The sequence below is a fragment of the Frisingicoccus sp. genome, assembly GCF_048388605.1.
In the GTDB taxonomy this organism is placed as follows: domain Bacteria; phylum Bacillota; class Clostridia; order Lachnospirales; family Lachnospiraceae; genus Frisingicoccus.
Map to the genome: position 1 here is coordinate 52,313 of NZ_DBGCTU010000034.1, position 22,813 is coordinate 75,125.

The 22,813-nt window shown below is 44.8% G+C and carries 27 protein-coding genes and 2 pseudogenes; 6 read left to right on the top strand and 23 right to left on the bottom strand.

The features are described from left to right. Positions 1-28: 28 nt before the first annotated feature. From ACMN7X_RS08700 to ACMN7X_RS08760, 13 genes and pseudogenes are all read right to left on the bottom strand, one after another. Positions 29-2,308 (bottom strand): DNA internalization-related competence protein ComEC/Rec2, encoded by a 2,280-nt coding sequence (locus ACMN7X_RS08700; protein WP_418747075.1) that lies wholly within the window; start codon positions 2,306-2,308, stop codon positions 29-31. A gap of 3 nt (positions 2,309-2,311) precedes the next feature. Next, complete coding sequence (locus ACMN7X_RS08705) at positions 2,312-3,433, bottom strand: GerMN domain-containing protein (RefSeq protein WP_418747076.1); 1,122 nt, start codon at positions 3,431-3,433, stop codon at positions 2,312-2,314. Next, on the bottom strand, positions 3,420-4,940 hold the full coding sequence (locus ACMN7X_RS08710) for a sensor histidine kinase (protein ID WP_418747077.1): 1,521 nt from the start codon (positions 4,938-4,940) through the stop codon (positions 3,420-3,422). The genes ACMN7X_RS08705 and ACMN7X_RS08710 overlap by 14 nt, the downstream gene beginning before the upstream one ends. Continuing rightward, positions 4,885-5,574: a response regulator transcription factor gene (locus tag ACMN7X_RS08715; RefSeq protein WP_418747078.1), complete on the bottom strand. Its 690-nt coding sequence runs from the start codon at positions 5,572-5,574 to the stop codon at positions 4,885-4,887. Before ACMN7X_RS08715 ends, ACMN7X_RS08710 begins: the two co-directional genes overlap by 56 nt. Positions 5,575-5,584: 10 nt before the next feature. Then, entirely contained in the window at positions 5,585-6,220 is a 636-nt protein-coding gene (locus ACMN7X_RS08720; RefSeq protein WP_418747079.1) for a helix-hairpin-helix domain-containing protein, read from the bottom strand. 730 nt (positions 6,221-6,950) lie between these two features. After that, entirely contained in the window at positions 6,951-8,312 is a 1,362-nt protein-coding gene (locus ACMN7X_RS08725) for an MATE family efflux transporter (RefSeq protein ID WP_418747080.1), read from the bottom strand. Positions 8,313-8,345: 33 nt separating this feature from the next. Further along, positions 8,346-9,239 (bottom strand): radical SAM mobile pair protein B, encoded by an 894-nt coding sequence (locus tag ACMN7X_RS08730; protein WP_418747081.1) that lies wholly within the window; start codon positions 9,237-9,239, stop codon positions 8,346-8,348. A gap of 72 nt (positions 9,240-9,311) precedes the next feature. Then, positions 9,312-9,647, bottom strand: coding sequence for a polysaccharide biosynthesis C-terminal domain-containing protein (locus tag ACMN7X_RS08735; RefSeq protein WP_418747082.1), 336 nt, complete (start codon positions 9,645-9,647; stop codon positions 9,312-9,314). 105 nt (positions 9,648-9,752) lie between these two features. Beyond that, entirely contained in the window at positions 9,753-10,232 is a 480-nt protein-coding gene (locus ACMN7X_RS08740; protein WP_418747083.1) for a GNAT family N-acetyltransferase, read from the bottom strand. Then, positions 10,232-10,612, bottom strand: a complete 381-nt coding sequence (locus ACMN7X_RS08745) for an AMP-binding enzyme (RefSeq protein WP_418747106.1) — start codon at positions 10,610-10,612, stop codon at positions 10,232-10,234. Before ACMN7X_RS08745 ends, ACMN7X_RS08740 begins: the two co-directional genes overlap by 1 nt. Before the next feature lie 117 nt (positions 10,613-10,729). Beyond that, a pseudogene (locus ACMN7X_RS08750) lies at positions 10,730-11,199 on the bottom strand (AMP-binding protein); the annotation flags it as partial. Further along, positions 11,101-11,514, bottom strand: coding sequence for an AMP-binding protein (locus tag ACMN7X_RS08755; protein ID WP_418747084.1), 414 nt, complete (start codon positions 11,512-11,514; stop codon positions 11,101-11,103). The gene ACMN7X_RS08755 and the pseudogene ACMN7X_RS08750, both read right to left, overlap by 99 nt. A gap of 15 nt (positions 11,515-11,529) precedes the next feature. Further along, positions 11,530-12,225, bottom strand: a complete 696-nt coding sequence (locus ACMN7X_RS08760; RefSeq protein ID WP_418747085.1) for an alpha/beta hydrolase — start codon at positions 12,223-12,225, stop codon at positions 11,530-11,532. 130 nt (positions 12,226-12,355) lie between these two features. On the opposite strand from ACMN7X_RS08760, the gene ACMN7X_RS08765 reads away from it, so the two are divergent. Genes ACMN7X_RS08765 through ACMN7X_RS08775 form a run of 3 tightly spaced genes read left to right on the top strand, consistent with a single transcriptional unit; the run spans position 12,356 to position 13,863 of the window. After that, a complete protein-coding gene (locus tag ACMN7X_RS08765) occupies positions 12,356-12,742 on the top strand; it encodes a winged helix-turn-helix transcriptional regulator (RefSeq protein WP_418747086.1) in 387 nt (128 codons plus the stop codon). Next, positions 12,711-13,499, top strand: a complete 789-nt coding sequence (locus tag ACMN7X_RS08770; RefSeq protein ID WP_418747087.1) for an MmcQ/YjbR family DNA-binding protein — start codon at positions 12,711-12,713, stop codon at positions 13,497-13,499. The genes ACMN7X_RS08765 and ACMN7X_RS08770 overlap by 32 nt, the downstream gene beginning before the upstream one ends. Further along, on the top strand, positions 13,492-13,863 hold the full coding sequence (locus ACMN7X_RS08775; RefSeq protein ID WP_418747088.1) for a hypothetical protein: 372 nt from the start codon (positions 13,492-13,494) through the stop codon (positions 13,861-13,863). The genes ACMN7X_RS08770 and ACMN7X_RS08775 overlap by 8 nt, the downstream gene beginning before the upstream one ends. A gap of 264 nt (positions 13,864-14,127) precedes the next feature. Here ACMN7X_RS08775 and ACMN7X_RS08780 read toward each other — a convergent pair whose 3' ends face one another. The 4 genes from ACMN7X_RS08780 to ACMN7X_RS08795 are packed head-to-tail and all read right to left on the bottom strand — an operon-like array spanning position 14,128 to position 16,287. Then, a complete protein-coding gene (locus tag ACMN7X_RS08780; RefSeq protein ID WP_418747089.1) occupies positions 14,128-14,646 on the bottom strand; it encodes a nitroreductase family protein in 519 nt (172 codons plus the stop codon). Positions 14,647-14,648: 2 nt separating this feature from the next. Next, entirely contained in the window at positions 14,649-15,155 is a 507-nt protein-coding gene (locus ACMN7X_RS08785) for a flavin reductase family protein (RefSeq protein WP_418747090.1), read from the bottom strand. Positions 15,156-15,178: 23 nt separating this feature from the next. Further along, complete coding sequence (locus ACMN7X_RS08790) at positions 15,179-15,730, bottom strand: flavodoxin family protein (protein ID WP_418747091.1); 552 nt, start codon at positions 15,728-15,730, stop codon at positions 15,179-15,181. 11 nt (positions 15,731-15,741) lie between these two features. Beyond that, a complete protein-coding gene (locus ACMN7X_RS08795) occupies positions 15,742-16,287 on the bottom strand; it encodes a flavodoxin family protein (protein ID WP_418747092.1) in 546 nt (181 codons plus the stop codon). A 145-nt stretch (positions 16,288-16,432) separates the two neighbouring features. Between ACMN7X_RS08795 and ACMN7X_RS08800 the strand changes: the two genes are divergently transcribed. The 3 genes from ACMN7X_RS08800 (at position 16,433) to ACMN7X_RS08810 (ending at position 18,397) form a co-directional block, all read left to right on the top strand. Further along, entirely contained in the window at positions 16,433-16,765 is a 333-nt protein-coding gene (locus ACMN7X_RS08800) for a winged helix-turn-helix transcriptional regulator (protein ID WP_418747093.1), read from the top strand. Between the two features lie 254 nt (positions 16,766-17,019). Beyond that, complete coding sequence (locus ACMN7X_RS08805) at positions 17,020-18,168, top strand: IS91 family transposase (RefSeq protein ID WP_418747094.1); 1,149 nt, start codon at positions 17,020-17,022, stop codon at positions 18,166-18,168. Positions 18,169-18,220: 52 nt separating this feature from the next. Further along, positions 18,221-18,397, top strand: a complete 177-nt coding sequence (locus ACMN7X_RS08810) for a hypothetical protein (protein WP_418747095.1) — start codon at positions 18,221-18,223, stop codon at positions 18,395-18,397. 83 nt (positions 18,398-18,480) lie between these two features. Here ACMN7X_RS08810 and ACMN7X_RS08815 read toward each other — a convergent pair whose 3' ends face one another. The 6 genes and pseudogenes from ACMN7X_RS08815 to ACMN7X_RS08840 form a co-directional block, all read right to left on the bottom strand. Next, positions 18,481-18,645, bottom strand: coding sequence for a hypothetical protein (locus ACMN7X_RS08815; protein ID WP_418747096.1), 165 nt, complete (start codon positions 18,643-18,645; stop codon positions 18,481-18,483). Further along, the gene (locus tag ACMN7X_RS08820) at positions 18,646-20,391 is read right to left on the bottom strand and encodes an ABC transporter ATP-binding protein (RefSeq protein ID WP_418747097.1); all 1,746 of its coding nucleotides are present in this window, start codon (positions 20,389-20,391) and stop codon (positions 18,646-18,648) included. Next, positions 20,388-20,654: pseudogene (locus tag ACMN7X_RS08825) on the bottom strand (ABC transporter ATP-binding protein); the annotation flags it as partial. The gene ACMN7X_RS08820 and the pseudogene ACMN7X_RS08825, both read right to left, overlap by 4 nt. Positions 20,655-20,733: 79 nt before the next feature. Further along, entirely contained in the window at positions 20,734-21,255 is a 522-nt protein-coding gene (locus tag ACMN7X_RS08830; protein ID WP_418747098.1) for a hypothetical protein, read from the bottom strand. Beyond that, a complete protein-coding gene (locus ACMN7X_RS08835) occupies positions 21,243-21,914 on the bottom strand; it encodes a hypothetical protein (protein WP_418747099.1) in 672 nt (223 codons plus the stop codon). The genes ACMN7X_RS08830 and ACMN7X_RS08835 overlap by 13 nt, the downstream gene beginning before the upstream one ends. Beyond that, positions 21,907-22,692, bottom strand: coding sequence for a hypothetical protein (locus ACMN7X_RS08840; RefSeq protein WP_418747100.1), 786 nt, complete (start codon positions 22,690-22,692; stop codon positions 21,907-21,909). The genes ACMN7X_RS08835 and ACMN7X_RS08840 overlap by 8 nt, the downstream gene beginning before the upstream one ends. Between the last annotated feature and the right edge of the window lie 121 nt (positions 22,693-22,813).

Sequence of the window (22,813 nt, forward strand, 5' to 3'; positions counted from 1 at the left end):
TTATAACATACCTTAAGGCGTCATGCCATTATTTTTGCCATGCATACACCTGATAGATCTCGGATGAAAAGATAATTCCCAGAGCCCCCTGCCCGGCTGTGGTAAGATACCTGCAGCCGATGCTGTTAAGACGCTCCAGCGTCTCATCATGGGGATGCCCATAGCGATTATCCTCCCCGCAGGATATAAATGCCCACTCCGGCAAAACTGCCGCCAGAAAAGCATCTGAAGTTGCCCCGGAGGAGCCGTGATGCCCAACCTTCAGTACATCGCAATCCGGCAATGTTCCCTCCCGGAGCAGCACATCTTCTCCCTCCTTCTCCAAATCCCCCATCAGAAGCATCACAAAATTTCCGATCTTCATCCTTCGTGTCAAAGATAATACAAGAGAAGCATTGTTTTTATTCCCCGCACAGTTCCCATTTTCCGGGTAAAGACAATCCAGCCTGAAATTTCCGGCCGTCAGCCGGTCCCCCGGATGTATTTTCTGAACGGTTATTTTTCTTTCCTCTGCCAATGTACGAATCTCCTCCAGCGTTTCATCCCCGGAAATATCCGGCAGGATAACCTGTTTTATCGAAATGGAGCCTCCGCCAAGGGCCTCTTCAATCCCGGATACATGGTCCGAATCTCCATGAGTTAAAAACCAGGCATCGATTTTTCGGACGCCATAATATTTAAGCATCGGTTCAATCCGATAGGAATAAACCTTTTTCACATCCGAGCTTCCGCCATCCACCAGTATGGCATGGCCGTCTTTGCTCAAAATACAGATACTGTCTCCCTGCCCCACATCCACACATAGGATCCGATCCTCCCGCACCCGCACAGCCATCAGCAGAAAGCAGGCCAGAACGATCAAAACCGGGCCGAATGATCTTGAGAACGCAAAATGAAGTCTTTCTAAAAGAACAGCAAGTCCGCAGATCAAAAGAAAGAAACAAATCTGCCGCCATTGGGGCCGTCCGCATATAAATGTTTTGGACGGCAGCTTATGCACCCATGTTAAAAGCATATCGATCCCCCACATCACTTTTGATGCCGGACCCGTCAGCAGGCCCAAAGGGCTGATCCCAAGCAGGCCGGTTATAAAGGCCGCCGGGACGATCAAAGAAATAAGCGGAATCATAAAAAAATTGTAAAAAAATCCAAACACGGAAACCTCATACATATGCCACAATATCACCGGCAGGGTCACTATAAAAATACCAGTCTGTATCCAAAATGTTTCCTGAAGTTTTTCCCGAAACCCTTTTCCCATCGGAATTTTCCACCGGCGATACATGGATTTTCCCGTTTCCACACCGATAACCGCTCCAAAAGACAATTGGAATCCCGCCGACATCAGTCGTTCCGGCCGAAGCATAAGCAGTATATCCGCAACAAGAACAATTACTGTCGGCGCATCCGTTTTTCGGCCCAGAAGCCTGCCGATAAGCAAAAGCATCATCATTCCCATAGCCCTCAGCATGGAATCCCCAAAATCTGTCATATAACCGTAAGCCGCCATGACGATCAATGCCGCCGCCGTGGACGGAAGTATGGAAAAAGTAGATTTTCGAAGCCGCCGATAAAATCCCATAGCAATAAATGATAAATGCAGTCCGGAAGTCGTCACCAGATGAATCCATCCATTTTCCTGATAATACCGGCGCAGATCCGCCTGAAACCCGGAGCGGTCGCCCAGCACCGCCGCCATGACCACACCTGCCCCGGATTCACTCATTGTCCCCCTGTAGAACAACGCCAGTCTCTGCCTTAGCTTTTCCAGAATACGCAATTTACGATAAAACCAGCGTCCTTCACTGACACAATAGATCTCTTTTGCCCAGAACCGATAGGACACCCCCTGCGAGGCGTAATAATTCTTTTCATCAAACTGTCCCGGATTGGCAGAATGTCTGAAAGCTTCCGCCTCCCCTGAAACCTTTAAAATCTGGCCCTTATAATAGCTCTTTTCCCTTTCCGCCGAATCGGTAATGAGAACCAGCACCCTGAAATTATCTTCGGTCCTCAGATAAATCCATCGGCTGTTTTCCTTTTCCTGGATTTTATATATCTCACCCCGGATTTCCTGTTTTGCCGGAACAATCTCCCCCGCATCATCTATTGACAAAACACGACAAAATCCGACAATCAAAAAGACAGAAAGTCCCAAAACATAAGTTAAGGAACTTTCTGTCCATTTCAATACACATACACCGCACACCACAGCCGTCACAGCTATCCACACACAAGATATTCCGGATAAAGCTGCCGCCGTTCCTGCCACCAAGGCGATACCTGCACCCATCAGTGGACGTTTCATGCGTTATTCTCCTGTACTTTCATCTGTTTCCGTTTCACCCGGTCCGGTTTCCTCAGAACTCATCTGATTCTCCTTCACCTGCTGTTCAATATCTTTTTTCAGCGCGTCGCCATTTTCTGCGGGTTGGGACGGCGGAACCGTTCCCTCCTTTTCCGGCCGATACACAAGGGACATATTTTTCTCAAACATTCCGTCAATATGCACCCCTTCCACAGTCCCTGTAAAGATGGACCCGTCAATTAAAAACTGGACGCGGCTGACTCCCGTCATCTGGGTTAACGTATTCACCACCGAATAAATATTCAGTTCAAAGCTCTGACCGTCTACCCTTTCAAGAAAGGTCTTATCCACATCGACATAACAGATTCCCTCCCGAATACTGACCTTATTCACTGTCGTATCCGGCGACAGGGAAGGCTTCAGTCCTTCTGTGATCGGCCCGGAAACAAGGCTGTTTACCAAAGCTGTTTCCAGATTAATTTTGCTCAGATATTTCACTATGACATCTTCAGCCTGAAGCTTTGTTCCATCCCCGCTGACAAAATACATCGTTACATAGTCCTCCCGGACATATTCCATATTACCGCTGATACTGTCAACAAAATCTTTTCCCCGCATCAGTAAAGACGTGCCGTCCTCCGCTGTCATCGGCTCACTGCCAATAACAAAAGAAACATACTGAATCTCGTCACTAAACTGAGTCAGCGTCTTAACAATCCCCGCCCGCGTTAATATTTCCCTGGACGCCGGAAGCTTATTGTAAGCCGGGTCAAAATAGAGGGTGACCAGGCGGCTGTCGCTGTCATAAGTATAATCGGTCACCTGGACATCACCGCAGATAAGGCACTTATACGCATTATCGGAAGGCGCCTGCTTCATTCCTTCTATGCAGGCTGAAATCAATTCATCCGGCGAATCCGTCGTCAGATCATACGCCGCTTTTATAAGCCGGGTCTCATTGAGATTCATCTGATAAACGCCATGGGAGGCCTCCGTGGTCGTAACCTCCACATTTTTATTGCGGCTCCAATGCCAGAGAATATCTTCGATCAAATCGCATCCGGCCAGCGGGATCACCATGAGGAGACTTAAAATCAGAACGGCAAAAAATTTACTTTTTCTCATTTTTCACCCCTCCATTCGAGTCTTCCTGAATATGTTTCAAAGGGATCCGCACAACAAAGGTAGACCCTTCATCCTCTTTGCTCAACACTTTGATCGCACCATCATGCATCAATACAATATTTTTCGTAATCGCCAGACCCAGGCCTGTACCGCCGGTTTCTCTCGAACGGGCTTTATCCACGCGATAAAAACGTTCAAAAATCTGATCCTGATATTCCTTTGGAATACCGATTCCCGAATCCGCCACCTTCACATAAAAATATTTATGGTCCGCATCCAGAGATACCTTGACCCATCCGCCGGCTACATTATATTTAATGCCGTTTTCCACCAGATTCGTAAACGCCAGATTCAATTTTACCTCATCACATTCCGCAGTCACCGGGCGGAAGCTCTCAAATACAAGTTCAATATTGCGTTTCGCCGCGATCGGCCGCAGCCGTTTCAGAATCATCTCCAGCGTGTCATTGACGTTGACAAGTGAAATATTCATCTCAGCCACTGCCTTATCCATTTTAACCAGCGAGAGCAGGTCGTTAATGATCTGATTCTCCCGGTCGATTTCCACAACAATATCCTGCATAAATTCTTTATACACTTCCGTCGGCACATTTTCCTGCATATTTAAAGAATCAGCCAGTACCTTTATCGAAGTGATCGGCGTCTTTAACTCATGGGATACATTTGAAACAAACTCCTGCCGGGAATTCTCCACCTTCTGCATCTTTCCGAGCATTGTGTTAAAGGAATCCGAAATCAGTTTTATCTCGGAAAATCCCCGGAGATGAATCTCCTCATCAAAATGCCCCTCCGCCATTCTGTCAATGGAATTCGCCACCCGTTTCAGCGGCTTGGTAAAAAGATTGGCGATGATCAGGGAAAGTAAAATACAAAGTCCCACCAAAGCCGTCGTAATGCCATTATAAGAGCGCCCGATGGAATCACAGGTTTTCTGAATATCCTGAAGCGATGAATAAAAAAGAATAACGCCAAGCACTTCTTTCTTATCCTCCGTGGTGATTGGCACCGCCAGCTCCAACATTCCATCATCCCTGTTATAATTCCGAACACTTTCGCCGCTCATGGCCTGTACGGTTTCCTGAGAAATCGAAGTCAGACCATCCAGCGTAGAATAGGTATCCTTGATGATCTTATATTGATTATCTATGATCAGAATCCGCCCGTTATACATGGATGCACTCTGATTCATATCTGAATGAACAATATCCATGTTTTCACCGCGAAAATAATTGCTCCGCACAATCTGATTTGAAAGGATCAATGCATAATTTGACAGTTCATTTCCCCGCCGAGTACGGAGTTGAACCTCAATATTATTCAAAGCAACCAGCCGCATAATAAATAAAGGGCTGATAGTTACCGCAATCAGGGCAACTACCAACCATAAACGCATGCTGTAAAAAAAACCGTTTTTCTTTTTTCTGGACTTTTTAGCTTTGGAAGAAATAACCAACACCCCATTTTGTATGTATATAACGTGGCTCACTCGGATTTACTTCCACTTTTTCTCTGAGACGCCGCACATGGACATCCACGGTCCGCACATCCCCCGGATAATCATATCCCCAGACAAGATTCAATAAATTCTCCCGGTTGTAAACTTTATTCGGATTGGTGATCAACAGCTCAAGCAGATCAAATTCTTTGGCCGTCAGATTCACCTCTTTATCCGAAATAAATACCCGCCGGCTGTCCAGATCGATCCGCATATCCCCTGATGTGATCATCCGCGGATTCACTACTTCCGGTTCTTTCACCCGGGTCCGGCGCATGATGGCTTTAATCCGCGCCTTCACCTCCAGAATATTAAACGGCTTTGTAATATAATCATCCGCCCCGTATTCCAGCCCAAGTATCTTATCCATATCGTCACCTTTAGCCGTTAACATAATAATCGGAACATCCGAAAAATCACGAATCATCTGGCATACTTCGAAACCATTCAATTCCGGAAGCATCACATCCAGAAGAATAACATCATAGGCATTATTCTGAGCCATTTCCAATGCCTGACGTCCATCATATGCAACCTCAACGGCCATACCGTCCTGCTCCAGACTGTATCGAATTCCCTTAACAATCAGCTTTTCATCATCAACCACAAGTACCTTTTTAGCCATTTTCCTCACCTCAATCTATAGAAATCCGGTCCTTAATCTTTGCGAAGACACCTTCCTTTATGCCCGGAACCTGCATCAGAGACTCCGTGCTCTCAAAATCGCCTTCTTCCTGCCTGTATGCCAGAATCGCATCCGCTTTCGCCTCTCCAATTCCGGGGAGCGTCATCAACACTTCTTTTGAAGCCCGATTGATATTTACCCGCCCATCTGAAAGACTGCCGGTCTCATTCTCCGGTTTTTCCGTCTCTATTTGAGACAGGGCCTCCGCTTCATCCTTCGATGGAATATAAATTTTCTGTCCGTCCTCCAGAGGCACCGCCAGATTAATCCTGGTTAGATCACCCTCCGCAAGAATACCGCCGGCCATCTCCACCGCCTGAAACAGCCGACTGCCCTTTACCATCGAATATACTCCCGGCGTCTTCACCTGTCCACAGACATATACATAAATTAATTCCTCTGATTTCTCTTCAACCGTCTGCACCTCTGCCGCTTCCGTCACTTCAGCCGACCCGGCCGGAGACTCCGTCTCACTCCTCATTGACCCTTCGCCGGTCTCCAATATCATTTCCGATGCCCCACAGCCATTCGCTGCCATAAACAGAAGGCACAAAAACCCAGACATTAATATTCTCCATTTTGACATTCCCATTCTCTCCTTCGAATCGGTATGTCAATAAAAACCAGATATATTTATTTTATCGAAAACCCAAAATTATTACAATATGTTTTTGAAATATTTACGGATTTTTTAAGCGACAATTTTTTTCCATTTTCGACAATGAGACAAAATGGTATGCTTCTATACAAATTGACTGTGATATAATTCTGTATAAAATCCATCTTTTTTATACAAGAAATTCAATTTTCCTCTTTCCCGGCAGCTCTGCCAGAGTATCAAATTAAAAAGCTTCATCAATATTTACTATTTTGCTTCCAATGATTGTAAGCAATGCTCCAGATGCCATCATTAAGGCATTCAATAACACCATGAATACACTTTATCCCCGATCAAGCGCAGAAACCTTTTTGATTGCCCTTCTGAATCACATCAGATTCTTTGATATGCCTCAAAAGCAGTGGCAGCCCTGTCTTGATACATACCCTTCTTCAAACCTCTTTAACAGCCACTTAGGGTAATATTGTGCCGTATCTGTCCGCCCGGCTGTATTGATTATCATAAAATCCTCCTGTTTGTTGAAATCATTCACACATTATTTCTTTCTGTACTCCTTAATCCGCCTTGGTGCACAATAGCCTTCAGAAAATCCTGTGCAGGCAGATTTCCCGCCACCCTTTCTGTGGATTCAGATTTTCCATGCTCTAAAAAAAGTCTGTCTTTTACTTGTATTCTGCCTTTCCTTTTTAAAGAGAATTTAACTTACCGTTTCCAATTCCAGTTTCAATCCCTTCCAAAAGGGGATAAACAATAAAACAGCCACCAGCATGGACGCAAATTCAGCAATAGGCGTTGCCCATGCAATCCCGTTGACTCCAATCCAGGCATTCATCAGAAACATCACCGGGATATCAAATCCTCCTTTTCGCAGAAGGGACAGCACAAGCGGTTCCACCTTTTTCCCTACGGATTGAAACAGTGTTATAATGATCATCGTTACCGAAATACATGGGCCGGGAAGACAGACAATGCGCTGGAAGCGTCCTCCATATTCCACAGTCAGAGGGTCATCGATGAACGCTCTGACAATCGGACCGGCACAGGTGAGCAGGAACACCATGCCAATCACTGCAATGACCAGACTGTAGATAAATGTAATCTTAACAGCAGACATCATCCGCCCGAATTTCTTTGCAGAATAATTGTAGCCAATTAACGGCAGAACCCCCTGGGACATACCTGTAGCAATGGCAAAAGCAAGCATATCCACTTTTTTGGCAATTCCAATCCCCGCCACTGCTTCGTTGCAATACGAAACCATCAGACGGTTCATTGTAACATTTGAAAGCACACCCATCAAAGTCATGACACAACTGGGAAGTCCCACCAATAACACTTCGGAAGGAATACTGTTTCCCAGTCCATAATGGCGGGGGCTGATTGTAAGCGCCATAGACTTTCTTCTACGAATGATCAGTGTGATAAAATAAAATGTGGCTGCCATATTGGACAGCATAGTGGCAATGGCTGCACCGGCGATTTCAAATCCCAGCAGGGTGATAAATATCGGATCAAGAATCATATTCAGGATTCCTCCCATTGCCATGCCAAAACTTGCCTGTCTGGAATATCCCTCCGCCCGCACCAGGTGTGCAAGAGCTGCATTTAGTACGGTAGGCGCCGCACCAACAGTGACTGCCCAAAAGATATACCGACTGCAAAAATCATACGTTGCTTCATTCGCGCCTATTGCCGGAAGCAGATACCCTCTCAAAACAAATACCAAAATACCATACAGCAAAGAAACCATTCCGGCAGTCCATATACTGAAAGCTGATACCTTTTTTGCCTTCTCCAGATCCCCCTCCCCCAAAGAACGTGCGATCAGGCTGGAACCGCCAATGCCAAACAGGTTTGCCATTCCTGTCAACAAAACAAACAGCGGCATACAGAGCGACACTGCTGCCACCTGATCCGGGTCTCCTATCTGCCCGATGAAAAAAGTATCCGCCATATTGTATACAACCGTGATCAACTGGCTGATAACCGTAGGAACAACCAGTGAAACGACAGCTTTATATACCGGCATTTCCTCAAACAACTCTTTATTCTCGTTCATTTGCACTCCTCCTGGCATGCAGGGACATTGAGGTTATCCCCGCTCCTTCTTTTTCTTTGCAGAGGGTATGATCTCCTCATGGAAAAAATAATTGACCACAATCGGCGGTTCTTCAAACGGCCGCTTAATGGAATCATCATCGCGCACATAAAGCATCCCTTCTTCTTTTGTAAACTGCCGCATTTCTTCATCAAGCTTCGCCCAATAGCTGCGGTCACCTTTCTGGTAGACAGCCTCATAAAGAGGCACAAGCTCCGGATACTTTTTGGCAATGTAGTCTAAAATAACAGTTTTATAAGCGCCCCGGAGATTCAGATTTTCCAGCCATACCAGATTGCATTGATTTTTGGCACGCCGGATAATCGCCGGGACATCGGTAATACCGGGAAAAATAGGAGAAATAAAGCAGGTCGTGCGCACACCGGCATCATGGAATGCTTTCATCGCATCAAGGCGGCGCTCAATGCTTACCGCACAGTCCATATCTTCCCGGAATGTTTCGTCTAAAGTGTTGATCGACCACGACACACGGGCATCCGAAAAACTTTTGATCAAATCCAGATCCCGCAGGACCAGATCGGATTTTGTTGCAATACTGATTTTGCACCCCGACCCCTGCATCTGTTCCAATAAAGCCCTTGTACGCCCGCACTTCTCCTCCGAAGGCTGATACGGGTCAGTGACAGAACCGATAAAAAGTTCTTTTCCGGCATATTTCTTTGGGTTTTTAATCTCTGACCAGTGCTTCACATCCACAAACCCGCCCCACGGTTCTGGATGATTAGAAAACCGTTTCATAAACGAAGCATAGCAGTATTTACAACCGTGGGCACAGCCCGTATAGGGATTCACTGAATAATCCGCAACGGGCAGATTTGATTTTGTAAGTACACTTTTTACATCTATGTCTTTTGTTATAAGTTCCATGATAACTCTCCTTTTGGTTTTGATATTTTAATTCTCTTTGCATTTATACAGAAGGATTACTGTTTTGGGGTTTCATGCCCCAAGTCCCTGCATACCAGCTTTATCTGCCGTCCTCAGACAGATGATCGAGAAAATCACCACGACAAACTCAGTGATGGTCATAGCCCACCATACGCCGTCAATCCCCCACCAAATGGGAAGCAGATATACCAGCGCCCCACTAAAGATCAGGCCGCGCAATAGTGCCAGAATGTTAGACCATTTTGTCCGCATAACTGACTGCAGATAATAGGTGGCCTGAATATTGACACCCATTTGTAAAAACGACAGAAAATAGATGCGTACAATCCCAGGAGCGATTTCAAGGATTTCCGGCGTGGCATCTACAAAGAATGTCGTGATCTGCACCGGGAACAACACTCACGCAAGAGCAAATGTAATTCCCATAAGCAGTGCTGTCATGACTGACAGTTTATCTACCTCTTTTAATAAGTCCATATTGCATTCCTCCATTTAAGACCAGGGAGTTCCGGCTTTTATCTGCATATAACCACACATGTTGGTAAAGCCCATTTCCTGATACAGAGAACGCCCGCATTCTGAGGTTTCCAGATAGATTTTTGCAATCCCTTTATCTCTTGCCTGCCCAATAAGCCAGCTTACTATTTTCCGCCCTACACCTTGTCCCCGGAATTCAGGGGTGGTATAAATGTTCATCAGATAAGCACAGCCCCCGTCCGGATTATCCGGCGACGGCATTTCCCGATAAAGGCATACAACGCCGCAGCCGATTATTTTATCGCCGGCATAAGCAAAACAGGCGATATGCCCCTCAGCCGGAAGTGCTGTCTGATAATAAAGCCGGTTCTCACATTCCAGTTTTTCCATCGGTTCATCCGATGGGATGGAAAAAACCTCATGCAGGACAGTCATCCGCCATTTCATCAACAAATCAATATCTGTAAGTCCTGCCCTCCGTATCCTGGTTTCCATCAGAAATTCCCCGCCTTCATCACAACCGGCAGCTTCCCCGTGTCCGGTTTGCCATTCGTATTCAGCGGGATCTGCGGCATTTTCACGATAAATTCAGGAATCATAAACGGTGTCAGATTTTCCGCAAGCTCCTTCCTCACAGTGGAAACCTTCATATTCTGGTCTGCCGGAACCACATAAGCTGTCATATAGGAAAGGCCATCCTCATCCGTAAAGGCGCGGACAACTGCCTGCTGTATGCCTCTGCACTGATAAAGTCTGGACTCTACCTCCGATACCTCTACACGCTTTCCATAAATCATAACCTGCGTATCCCTTCGGTGGAGAAATGCAATATCTCCGTCAGGGAGAGTATAGCCCAGGTCCCCGCTCCGGTACATCACTCTGCCATCTGCCAAAGATTCAAAGACTTTGTTTTCTTCCTTATGGTCACCGATATATCCCAGTGACACTCCATTTCCATAAATACAGATCTCGCCGACTTCTCCGGCAGGAAGTTCTTTTCCGCTCTGGTCTAAAATTCGGATTTCAGTTCCCTTTACAGGATGCCCAATCGGATAGGTGCCGTCATCTAAAACCTCTCCGCCGTTGCAATGATAGTAAGACGCACATACCGTAGTTTCGGACGGGCCATAGGTATTATATATTTCTGCCTGTCCCAGCAGGCGGTCCACATAGACACCGCGGAGCACATCTCCTCCGCTGATCAGAAGCCTGATTGACGAAGGGATTTCCGCCAGATGGTTCATTTCTGCCAGAAGATAGGGAAAACCGCTGATCATGGTTACATGATGTTTCTCCACAAACTTCATCAGGCCATAAATATCCGCTTTATCCTCCGCAGACGGAATAGCAAGAGCCGCACCATTTAACAGGCTCGTAAATACCTCCTCCACAAAAATGTCAAAAGAGCATACAGAGTATTGAAGCATGACATCTCCTGCCGCCGGATGAAATTCATTTTCAAATGCCCGTACATAGTGGCAGATATTGCGGTTCGTAACACAAACACCCTTCGGCCGTCCTGTTGTGCCGGAATATATCTTGCGCCGCATTTTAAGACTGCCAATATAGACGCAACCATCTCTGCACGATGACTCATGACAATTCCAATGCTGGTTATTTCTTTCGGAAAACTGCCCGCGATAATATCTGCCAGATTGGAAAGTTCGCCAAAAGTCACCGTCCTGTCGTTCTCAATAATCGCAGTTTCACCCTTGTGTTTTGCAACAATGTTCTCAAAAAGGGAATAAACTGTATCTATCATGATCGTCTCCTCCATATCTTACTATATCTTTTATCTTCCCAAAATCCATGCAATACCTGCCGCTGTTCTCTGTACGGTATCTTTATAATGGTTTCCCGAATTAAGCTGAAGCACTGTGTCAATGCCTTTCTCCATATAAAAAGTTTTAATCTCCTCTGTATGTTCCTGTACTGTTTTCAGAAAAGGATTTCGGGTTTTACACTCCCTGTCACCGAGAGATAAATACAAATGCTCCGGACGGCTTTTCATTTCATGCGAAAATACATATTCCTTAAATCCCGGAAACCATAAGGAGCCGGACATACTGGCAATTCTTGAAAAAAGCCCTGTCTGATAAACAGAATACAGGGCAAATAACCCGGCAAGGGAATACCCCGCCAGTCCCCTCCATAAAACACAGCCCTGCACAAATTCCTCCGCCTTTGGTACGATTTTTTTTGTCAAAAGCTGTAAGTATTCATCTGCGCCTCCCGTACATGGGGTATCACCTTTTGAGATCGGCGGGATATCCCATGGAGCCATATCATGATCCCATTCCAGCCCGCTTATGGCTACAAGAGTAAAATCCGGGCAGATGGCATCATACAGCTCTTTATATACATGGACGCCTTCTTCTGCGAATGTATTTAGATATACAACCGGCCTGTCAGAATCAACGCTCGGATAAACCATAACTTTTTTATTATCTATTACAAACTGATGACTTTTGCAAATCTCCTTGTTCATCTCATCCCACTTCCTTATTGACTTTTTCTTGTACAGAAATTATACTATATCCAAATTAGAAAGCAAGTACGCAGAATTTTGATACATGGTATAAAAAATATACCTGATATCTTACAAGGAGAGTTGATCTATGCAGGAATTTATGACTTATGAAGAGTATTTACGGGATGTAAAAAAGGGGATTGTAACAGACCTTGGGAATTGTCCGGTCACACCGCTGCTCATTATGCTCCAGGGAAAATGGAAAACACAGATCCTATACGAGCTGTGCATCTATGATACCGTCCGGTTCAGCGTGTTGAAAAAAGATTTAGCCGGGATTACAAATACTATGCTGACAAACGCCCTGCGTGAACTGGAAGCGGACGGATTTATTAACCGTGTCCAGTTTAATGAAATCCCTCCTCACGTTGAATATTCATTTACAGAAAGAGGACGGGATCTGATGCCTGTTTTTTACGAAATTATGAGATGGGGATTCAAACATGAAAAAGACAAGCTCGGAAACAAAGAATAAATCATACCGGGATGACATCCTGAAATATGCCTTAAAAACATATGAAGCGATTCCTGATTACCCGTGGATGTCCCTGCCGGGGTATGCTGTCCTGCGGCACAAAGACAATAAAAAATGGTATGGGATCATTATGGATGTGCCAAAAGAAAAATTAGGGCTTTCCGGGCAAAAAACAGTCGATGTCCTGGAAATAAAGTGCGATCCTGTCATGATAGGCTCCTTGCTGACTAAAAGGGGATTTCTGCCGGCATATCATATGAACCGGGGAAACTGGATCACAATCCTTCTGGATACTTCGGTAGAAAAAGAAATGATTTTTTCTTTACTGGAAATAAGCTATGAGCTTACAGCAAGCCGCCAGACCAAACAGAAAATGAAGGTTCACAAAAAACGGGACTGGATTGTTCCCGCAAATCCCAAATATTACAACCTGGAAAAGGCTTTCTCTGAAAGCGAAACTATCTTGTGGAAACAGAGCAGCCATGTCTGTGTCGGCGATCTGGTCTATCTCTATATTGCCGCTCCTGTTTCAGCCATCCGTTATAAATGCCAGGCAGTAGAAGTAGATATCCCCTATCAATATGACGATGGGAAAGTACACATGAATCATGTAATGAAGCTAAAATATTTGGAGCAATATGAGCAATCTCTGCTCACTCTGGATAAACTAAAAGAACACGGCGTTTATGCTGTCCGCGGACCACGCAATATGCCGGACAGCCTGCTCCATGAAATTGAGGCAATTCAGCATGAGTAGTGACTTTTTCTGGAAGAAGCGGACTATAGAAAAATATCTTGCCAGCGGGCAGATTGAAACCGTCCTTGCAGACGGGAAAAATTATGAAGGTGCAAGGCCGCTGTACTATGAATGGGTTAAACTCCTATATGACCAATGTAAAAAATGCGGTATTCCCTTTTCTTTTTACGGAACAGGAAATGTCTTTATAAAAGACCGGCAAAGAATATCATATCTGCAAAGCATACCAGCATATGCAAGCCTTACATTCCGGACTACAGCACCCATCTGTAAATGGAGAAATTACCCTCAGATTATTCAACCCGCCTCCCCGCACTGCTATGTAACAAGAGAACCAGACAGGCAGAGTTTCCACCATGCTTGATTCCTCATTTGTTCTTTATTGGTTTTCTTCCATGGTGCTTATATACCAGAGTCACCCTTGCTCCCCAATCTGTCAGAAATCGGAGAAGCCTGCCCCCCATAATAACTTACCGTATCCTAAAAAGAAAACAAGACTTCGTCAACGTCCAATCCATGCACCGCACAAGCCTGCTCCAGCGATTCCCCGATTGAGGATGGACAGCCCCACAAAACGACTTCCTATGCCCTTTTGCCTCGCTTAACAAACATTTTTTTAATACTGCCCTTATAATTCTTTCACCATCTCCTCAATGCTCCGATAGGTATCATGCCACGGAGCATATGGCTTACTTTCAGCAGACGGATATCCAATCGGAAGCAGGCAGACGGGTTTTATGTGCCCCGGAAGTTCAAACGCTTTTGCCACTTTCCGAGAATCAAAGCCACGCACCCACACAGAGCCAATTCCAAGCTCCCATGCTTCCAGCATCATATGGATGCAGACAATGCTCACATCCATTTCCCCGGTATCATACCCATGCTCTGTCGGGCTTTTCCATACTTTTGATGTATCTGCACAGAATAGCAGAACCACTGGCGCATCATAGGCAAATTGGGTAAGTGTCCGTATTTTCTCGATAGCCTCATCGCTTTTCAAAATATAAATCTTCTGCGGCTGAAAATTGACCGCCGTAGGCGCAAGCTGTCCGGCCTTCAAAATTTTCTCCATCTTCTCCGGCTCAATCGGGCGGTCGGAAAAGGCCCGGACTGAATAGCGGCCTGCCGCAAGCTCTAAAAACTCCATCCCTATTCCCCCTGCTTTGCGGGAGCAACTTTTCCATAACCGTTCCATGCAAACAGTGCTTCTTCCGTTTCATCCCCATAAACCTGCTCCACGTCACAGATATACAGATAATGGTCGCCTACCTCATGATATTCCTTCAGACTGCACTGGATCGCCACACGGCTATGTGCTGGAATCTTGATATCGCTTCCTTCCACCGCCACAAGCTCGATTCCAAACTCAGATGCCTTATCCGTAGTGCGTCCTGTAGTGCTGCCGCACCCCATTACTGCCTCGGCAATCTCCGCACCGGGAACGGTAACAATAACCTTCTGATTGTTCCTCACCATTTCCCCGCTGTAAGAGGTCTTCGCCATGGCATAAGCGATCATGCTCGGATTAAATGAAAGATATGTCCACCATGAAACGGTGGCGAGGTTCGTAGAGCCGTCCGGTTTCTTTGTGCACACAACCGTTACAGGGTTCGGAGATGTCAGTTTTGCTGCCTGCGGTAATTTTATTTTTTTCATAATATACATTTCCTTTCTTTGATTTATTGAATAGATTTTCCAAGCTCATACGCCTGTTCCAATTCCGGTTTCCCGGTAATATCACCAATTGCCCCATTGCCCCCGGCAAGGACATGGCCAAGATTTTTCCAGCGCAGATGCTCCATCAGATGATCATAATAAGTCAGGACATCCTCAAAGCCGTGTCCCTCCGCTGCCATCAGAAGTGCTGAAAAACGGTCATGCCCCCGGAGGAAATTGCCGTCCCCTTCCTCCAAAGCAAACAAACGGTCAACCGCTGTCCTGATCTGGCCACTCATATTCCAGTAATACAAAGGCGTAGCAAGCACGATGACATCACATTCCTTGACCACCGGGTAAATCTGTGCCATGTCATCCTTCTGCACGCAGGGACATTCCTTGCTGCTATGACCACCGAAACAGCCTTTGCATCCATGGATATCCATGCTGTCAAGGAAAAACTCCGTAACTATATGTCCGGCTTCTTTGGCACCTCTGGTAAATTCAGATACCAAAGCCGATGTATTTCCCTTTTTCCGGGGACTTCCATTCAAAATAACAATTTTCTTTTCCATACCTTCCCTCCTTAAATTGCGTCAGCCAGGGCCGCAGCCTTCCTGTAGCCATCCGTCTTTTCAATATCACCAGTATTCAACACGCCGGGGATCAAAACTTCGCCAACCATTTTCCATTTATTCAATGCGCACATCCGCTCCATAGGAACACGCACACCATCCATCACAGACATATCCTCTTCCTCACAGCAGGTGATCAATGCACATTCCTTGCCGGAAATGTCTTTGCCGCCCACAACAAAAGAAAATATCCGGTCAATAACGCCCTTGATCTGTGCCGGGATTGAATACCAGTAAACCGGCGTGGTAAATACAATGGCATCTGCCTCCAGGATAGCCGGCGCAATCGCATTAAAATCATCATCAAAGGTACAGGCTTTTCCTGTAGAGAAGCATGTTTCACATGCACGGCAACCGCCCACTTTTTTCAAAGCCGCATCAAAACGGGTAACCGCATGCCCCTTCTCCTCAGCAGCCTTAATAAATGCATCCGTCATAGCAAAGCTGTTTCCATTTTTTCGGGGACTTCCAGTGATCACTACTATTTTTTTACTCATAAGATTATTCCCCTTTACCTGCAGGATTGACTTTTCCTGCTGTTGATATTATAATTATAGTCAGAATAAAACAAAAAACAAGTACGCACCTTTAAGTGCGATACTTAAAAACAAGTTATATACTTACCTAAAGGAGAGTTTTAAAATGAGCGAACGCTGCATATCACAAGAATGCCTTAAAACAACCGGCTTCAGCTATACCCTATCCCTGATTAATGGAAAATACAAAATGACAATTTTATATACTCTTATGGAATTTGAGATTGTCCGTTTTAATGAAATGAAAAAATATATCGGTGAAATTTCTTATAAAACGCTTAGTTCTACCTTAAAGGAATTAGAAGCGGATCAGTTAGTAAACAGAAAAGAATATCCACAGATTCCTCCAAAAGTGGAATATAGTTTGACCGAACGGGGCAAATCACTGATTCCCATTTTGGATAGTATGTGTGAATGGGGCAATAAACATCGCCTTTAACCAAAAATGTATACCCATTCGGGCACCCCGCATGTCAGATGCTTCGCATGGGCGCGCTCCGTCAAGCTGCGCGCGATAAGGTATACCTTCCTCCTCCATTTTATTCTTCATGATTTCTCTTTTTCTTTCCGCAGCTCCGCCCCGTGGCGCAGCACCAGAGATAAAAAAGTGTCTTCGACACTTCAACCCCCTTACCCCCAATCTTGGGGGATTTAGGGGGTGCTTTTTGTGCCGCTATCCCTCATAATAGTCTTATGAGCATACTACAAGATATTTTTAAAGACCATTATGAAGAAATGATTTATACATTACACCCACGTCCTTCCGTCATAGAAAACGTAGACAAAATGATCCATTGCGGTGATCCCTCCTTTGGCGGTGCCATGTTCGGCTGTCCTCATTGTGGCAAACTTAAATTCGTTCCTTTTCGCTGCCACAGTCGTTTCTGCCCCACCTGCGGTAATCTCTATGCTATGAAACGCACTACCTCTATGGCTTTTAAACTGATCCGCGTTTCTCACAGACACTGCGTTTTCACCATTGACGAAAATCTCCGGGGATTCTTTCTTAATGACCGCTCGCTTCTTGACTGTCTCTTTCATTCTGTTGCCAGCGTTCTCTCCCGCATGTTTTTTAAACAAAATAAGTCCATGAACTTCACTCCCGGTTTTATTATGGTTCTTCATACCTTTGGCAGGGATCTAAAATGGAACCCTCACATCCACTGCCTCATTTCCGAAGGTGGTTACAGTGATAACGGTTTCTGGCGCAACATCTCTCATTTTAACTATACCTTCCTCCGTAATGCTTTCCGTACCGCTCTGCTGGACGACATGGAATCCCGTATTGGTCCTTCTTTCAAAAAGGTTAAATCCCGTTGCTACCGGGAACACAAAAACGGCTTCTATGTTTACGCAAAGCCAAACAAATGCGATCCCGAAACTGTTATTAAATACATCGGCCGCTATCTTGGCCGGCCTGTCATTGCGGCCTCCAGGATTGATAAATATGACGGCGACTTTGTTACCTTCCATTATAACCGGCATGAGGATGATGTATATGTGGAAGAAACGATCCCGGTTATGGATTTCATAAAACGGCTCATTCGGCATATCCCGGAAAAGCATTACAAAATGATCCTCTACGGCGGCATTTACGCACGCCATCGGGATATCGACAAAAAGCTGCACCGCGCCATATCCCGTGAAAAGCATCACATCTACAAAAGCTTTAACCAATGGCGCACTGCCATTCTCTTTGCCTTTGGCTATGACCCGCTAAAATGTGAATGCGGCACAACCATGTTGTTCCTGGAACTATACTTTAACCATAAGCGTGTTTCCTTGGAAGAAATGTACGAGAAAGTCATGTCCCGTTCTCGTGGAAGAAGTTCGTCCGCATGACTTTCCGAATGACTTCCCGTGTGTTATACTCCTTTCAAAGGAGGCCACTTACATGAAAACAGATACAGAGAAACTACGCCAAAAATATATCGATAACCCGCCAGAAGGGATGACATCCGAGGACATTCGCCGTATGAGCGAGGATGACCTTCTTGACATGGATTATTTCTTAAATGAAGATGACCTGTTTGATGACGAGGCTGGTGTTGAAGGTTTTTTTACCTTCTAACCGTGTCGTCTCATCTTCCTGCCCGCCTCCGTGCGGGCTTTTTTAATCCAAGAGAGCGCCGTAAGGCGGTCTTTCCTATAAAGTTAAAAAAGAATAGCGGTTTCCCGCATTCCTTTTAAGAGGATACCAATATCCAACCCTTTTGTCTGTCCTATTCCGCCCGTTTGGTGCCAATCGGACAACAAAATTTTAGGATTCTGGTATTCGGCATGGGCTTCCCCATGCCGAATACCGACCATACCTGTCATTTAAGTTTCCGCCGTGTTCAACTTCCAGCCGATGGCTTCCTTTCGTCCCAATACAAAGTCCGCATAAATGCCTTTCTGGCCGATCAGCTCTTCGTGCCTGCCCTGCTGGACGATCTTCCCGTCATCAATGACCAGAATCTGATCCGCATTCCGCACCGTCTTTAACCGATGGGCGATCATAATAATGGTCTTATCCCGGGTCAGGGCCTCAATGGCCTTTTGCAGCCGGTCCTCGTTCTCGGGGTCAACATTGGCGGTCGCCTCGTCCAGAATGACAATGGGCGCATCTTTTAACATAGCGCGGGCAATGCTGATCCGCTGCTTCTCCCCACCGGAGAGAGACGCGCCGCCCTCGCCGATCATGGTCTGATAACCGTCCGGAAGCGCCTCGATAAAGTCATCGCAGCAGGCCTTTTTTGCGGCCTCCACGACCTCCGCGTGAGTAGCGTCCGGCTTTCCGAATTTGATATTATTCTCAATGGTATCCGCAAAGAGATACACATTCTGGAACACCATACTGATCTGATCCATCAGGGATTCCAGCGTATACGCCCGGACATCCTGCCCGCCGATCTTCACGCTGCCGCTATCCACATCCCAGAACCGGGCAATCAGGTTGCAGAGGGTGGTTTTGCCGGAGCCGGAAGGGCCAATGACCGCCGTGGTCGTCTTATCCGGAAGCACAACCGAAATCCCGTGGAGGATCTCCCGGTTCTCATAAGAGAAATGGACATTCTCAAAAGCGATATCATGGCTGCCCGGCGTCAGCGTCTTACCGCCCTCGTCCATCTGCTCCATGCGCTCTGTCTCCAGCGTCCGATCAATGCTGGCAGCCGCCAGCCGCAGCATGGTGACACCCATACCGAACAGTTTGATCTGCCCGAACACCAGAAAGGACATGACAATGCTCATCAGCGCATTCGCCACAGTCATCGTTCCCTGAATCCACAACAGGATTGCTGCCAGCATCATTCCAATGCCTGCGATCTGAAGCGCCAACTCCTGCAGGACGCTGTAAGGCGTCAGAAGCTTTTCCATATCCAGATTGCTCTTCCGGTTATACTCCAGCGTGTCCTGCAGCTTTTTGTCCCCTTTGCCGCTCAGGTTAAAGGACTTCACCACGCTCATGCCCTGCACATACTCCAGCACCGCCGAAGTCAGCGCCGTCTGGGATTTCTGGGAGTCCGGTGCAAGGACGGCAGATTTCCGTTCCATGGAGGAAAGAACCAGGCAGTACAGGACGATTCCCGCTGCCGCGATCAGGCCAATACGCCAGTCAAAAATCAGGATCATGGCGGTGAATACCACCGTTCCCACCAGTCCGCTTAAAATGTTCACCAATACCATGGGAACCATGGTCTCGATATTGCCCAATACGGTAGTGCAGACGCCAGTCACTTCCCCCAGACTGTTTTCATTGAAGAATCCCATGGGGACCCCCTTTAAGAGGTTGCCGATCTTGATCCGTTCATTGGCTGCCATAAAGTACCCCGCATGGGTCTGCTGCATCTTGGATATGCTGGTGGTGATACCGTTTCCAATCACACTTGCCAGCATAAAGCCCAGGGCGATCCATGCAGGCCAGCAGCTGCTGTCCCCGTCTGTGAGTGCCACAATGATAAAATAAACGGCGCTGACCTCCATCATATGAAACAGGGCTTTTAGGAAACTGACTGCTACAGATTTGTTGATATTCTTTCTCTCCGCACCGGCAAACTGCCAGATTTTTTTGAACACACTAATCATGCCACATCACCATCCTTTGCTCCAATATGGGCCTGCCACATGGTTTCATACAACGGGCAGGTCTTTCGTAAGACTTCATGGGTTCCTTTTGCTTCGATTCTGCCATCCTTCACCACCACAATCTGCTCTGCGTCCTTAATGGTCGAGAGCCGGTGGGCAATGACGATCACCGTTTTTCCTCTCACCAGCTTTGCGATGGCCTTCTGAATGACTGCTTCATTCTCGGGGTCGATATAGGCCGTGGCCTCGTCTGCTAATGTCAAGTAAGGACTAAAAAAATCCTCCGGATTTTTTCCAGAGGACTTTCCCAAATATATGTACAACCATTTAATCATGTCCCTATTAAACTGAGATGGGGCAATATTTTTCTACATCTTTTACTAACTGCTCCTGCATATTAGCTTCATTAAGCAATCCTTGCTTTTTCACTTCCAAAATACGCTCTTTAACCTTACTTTTTTCCAGTTTAGGAGTATATTCTGGATGCTGAAAAACTTCTTTTAGCATTTCCAATATTGTTCCAATTTTGGCATAGTTTAATTTAACCATATTAACATGCAGATTTTCATGCCCACGATATCCAGTAACTCCCAGTTCCGTATCATCCATTAGCAATCCATATTTTTTAACAACCTCATCATTTATTATAAAAAATTGTGATGTTGCAATTCCTGTTGTTGATAGTAATATAGCCTTTATAGCATCATCTGTGTTCTCTAGGTCATCACATTTCCAAAAAGATAATGTATTCCCTGTTGTCCCTAATTCTTGCTTCAATATATCCGCATCCAAAAGTTTAATATCTTGAGCCGCCTTAATTTTTAGTAAGTTTGCTTTGTTAGATAGTTTTCTTATATAGTACATTCAATCCCCTCTAAAAACAGAATAACTTCATCAACATATTCCCGCATCCATTCTGAAGAAATATCAATATTTTTAAGAGCTGGTAACAAAGACACATCTGCCCAATTTTCGATAAGCCCAATGACGCGTTCTTTTACAAGTTCATTTTTATGATTTATCAATCCCAAAATCATGCTTTGTCCCCATGGCATAACTTCACAAGCATCAAATCTTTCTAGACTTGTACATATACCAGCAATTACATTTGGCAGATTATAATATTGAACATATAATCTCTGTATAATATCACCCAACACTCTAAAAGAATATTTATTTGCAATATCATAAATTTTACTTTCTGCTAAAGACATTGTCTCATTCTCTAAAGAATAGTTTTTTAATAAGATCAGCAATTCCTGCTCTAATCCCGCAACCAAAACAGAATATTGTTTTTCTTCATTTTGAACAGAGTTCGTTAATAGTTGTTTTTCAACAGAGGTCAATTCTCTTTTTTCTTGAGCCGGTGTTGACGTATATGAGACCTCTTTCCCTTCTTTACTTGAAGTGCTATATTGACTTTTTACGGAGGTGAAATCAATAACCCTATTTTTTGATGTACTGCTAATCTCATTTACATTTTCTATGGTATTATTTATATCCGATAACCATGCATTAGTCATCTATACCCAACTCCTCAAAATTTGTTTTTAAATTCTGTATGATTTCCAATACTTCATGTTTAAAACAATTTAAATCCGAAAATGCAAATCTATATCCTGCATTCTCCTGAATGGTATTTATGTCCATATGGCAAAGAAACCTTTTGTTATTAGTAACATTTTCTTTAACAACCGATAACTCTGTTATTACATTAAGTACTTCATTTTGTGACATATTAATACACCTTCGAGAATTTGTCCGTGTTGACCATTCTTCAATTTCCCCATCATTATAGAAATCAAGTGTATTACATAGCTTTTTACCAAGTTTCGTGTCCCTAAGTTCTTTTTCAAAAACATCACTTAATAAGCTAATATTGATAGCCAATCTATTTGAATACACATTATTTTGTTTCATCACAGATGCCAACGCTTTCTCAGCAAACACTAGAAAATCTTCAATTGTTGTATCTTGATTATCTTTGTTTCCGTTAAATATTACATCAATTCTTTCATTCATACATGCAATTTGCACAGTTTGATCTATTGTTAAAAACGACAAATTATTGACAGATTTAATAGTTCCTGCCGCTATATCAATATTTTGTCCTGTAATCATACTAGGCAAAAAAACGTACCCACCTAACGAATTTAATTCTTTTAATAGCAACTCTATTATGGCTGTTGTTGGTTCTATCCGATTATTTGAAAAAGCAGTCAACTGTACATTCATTAATACACCCATATGGACACTCCTTTCTTCAAATTGATAGTATTTGCCTCTAATATTATATAACATAATATCAACCTCCATAATATGAAGTCACATTCCCGACAAATACTTATATTCAATTTGGAATTATATTATACCATCAATTTCAAAAACTATCTACTGGTTCAACGCAAAACAAGTCTAAAAT

What these genes read in the sequence shown, in the direction of transcription:
- ACMN7X_RS08770 (WP_418747087.1), top strand. Translation starts at nt 12,711, where the DNA reads ATGAAAAAGACAAGCTCGGAAACAAAGAATAAATCATACCGGGATGAC.
- ACMN7X_RS08760 (WP_418747085.1), bottom strand. Translation starts at nt 12,225, where the DNA reads ATGAACAAGGAGATTTGCAAAAGTCATCAGTTTGTAATAGATAATAAA.
- ACMN7X_RS08795 (WP_418747092.1), bottom strand. Translation starts at nt 16,287, where the DNA reads ATGAGTAAAAAAATAGTAGTGATCACTGGAAGTCCCCGAAAAAATGGA.
- ACMN7X_RS08755 (WP_418747084.1), bottom strand. Translation starts at nt 11,514, where the DNA reads ATGGAGGAGACGATCATGATAGATACAGTTTATTCCCTTTTTGAGAAC.
- ACMN7X_RS08820 (WP_418747097.1), bottom strand. Translation starts at nt 20,391, where the DNA reads ATGATTAGTGTGTTCAAAAAAATCTGGCAGTTTGCCGGTGCGGAGAGA.
- ACMN7X_RS08780 (WP_418747089.1), bottom strand. Translation starts at nt 14,646, where the DNA reads ATGGAGTTTTTAGAGCTTGCGGCAGGCCGCTATTCAGTCCGGGCCTTT.
- ACMN7X_RS08785 (WP_418747090.1), bottom strand. Translation starts at nt 15,155, where the DNA reads ATGAAAAAAATAAAATTACCGCAGGCAGCAAAACTGACATCTCCGAAC.
- ACMN7X_RS08745 (WP_418747106.1), bottom strand. Translation starts at nt 10,612, where the DNA reads ATGTACCGGAGCGGGGACCTGGGCTATACTCTCCCTGACGGAGATATT.
- ACMN7X_RS08775 (WP_418747088.1), top strand. Translation starts at nt 13,492, where the DNA reads ATGAGTAGTGACTTTTTCTGGAAGAAGCGGACTATAGAAAAATATCTT.
- ACMN7X_RS08835 (WP_418747099.1), bottom strand. Translation starts at nt 21,914, where the DNA reads ATGACTAATGCATGGTTATCGGATATAAATAATACCATAGAAAATGTA.
- ACMN7X_RS08790 (WP_418747091.1), bottom strand. Translation starts at nt 15,730, where the DNA reads ATGGAAAAGAAAATTGTTATTTTGAATGGAAGTCCCCGGAAAAAGGGA.
- ACMN7X_RS08840 (WP_418747100.1), bottom strand. Translation starts at nt 22,692, where the DNA reads ATGTTATATAATATTAGAGGCAAATACTATCAATTTGAAGAAAGGAGT.
- ACMN7X_RS08800 (WP_418747093.1), top strand. Translation starts at nt 16,433, where the DNA reads ATGAGCGAACGCTGCATATCACAAGAATGCCTTAAAACAACCGGCTTC.
- ACMN7X_RS08805 (WP_418747094.1), top strand. Translation starts at nt 17,020, where the DNA reads ATGAGCATACTACAAGATATTTTTAAAGACCATTATGAAGAAATGATT.
- ACMN7X_RS08725 (WP_418747080.1), bottom strand. Translation starts at nt 8,312, where the DNA reads ATGAACGAGAATAAAGAGTTGTTTGAGGAAATGCCGGTATATAAAGCT.
- ACMN7X_RS08810 (WP_418747095.1), top strand. Translation starts at nt 18,221, where the DNA reads ATGAAAACAGATACAGAGAAACTACGCCAAAAATATATCGATAACCCG.
- ACMN7X_RS08715 (WP_418747078.1), bottom strand. Translation starts at nt 5,574, where the DNA reads ATGGCTAAAAAGGTACTTGTGGTTGATGATGAAAAGCTGATTGTTAAG.
- ACMN7X_RS08740 (WP_418747083.1), bottom strand. Translation starts at nt 10,232, where the DNA reads ATGGAAACCAGGATACGGAGGGCAGGACTTACAGATATTGATTTGTTG.
- ACMN7X_RS08720 (WP_418747079.1), bottom strand. Translation starts at nt 6,220, where the DNA reads ATGTCAAAATGGAGAATATTAATGTCTGGGTTTTTGTGCCTTCTGTTT.
- ACMN7X_RS08705 (WP_418747076.1), bottom strand. Translation starts at nt 3,433, where the DNA reads ATGAGAAAAAGTAAATTTTTTGCCGTTCTGATTTTAAGTCTCCTCATG.
- ACMN7X_RS08815 (WP_418747096.1), bottom strand. Translation starts at nt 18,645, where the DNA reads ATGACAGGTATGGTCGGTATTCGGCATGGGGAAGCCCATGCCGAATAC.
- ACMN7X_RS08765 (WP_418747086.1), top strand. Translation starts at nt 12,356, where the DNA reads ATGCAGGAATTTATGACTTATGAAGAGTATTTACGGGATGTAAAAAAG.
- ACMN7X_RS08700 (WP_418747075.1), bottom strand. Translation starts at nt 2,308, where the DNA reads ATGAAACGTCCACTGATGGGTGCAGGTATCGCCTTGGTGGCAGGAACG.
- ACMN7X_RS08730 (WP_418747081.1), bottom strand. Translation starts at nt 9,239, where the DNA reads ATGGAACTTATAACAAAAGACATAGATGTAAAAAGTGTACTTACAAAA.
- ACMN7X_RS08830 (WP_418747098.1), bottom strand. Translation starts at nt 21,255, where the DNA reads ATGTACTATATAAGAAAACTATCTAACAAAGCAAACTTACTAAAAATT.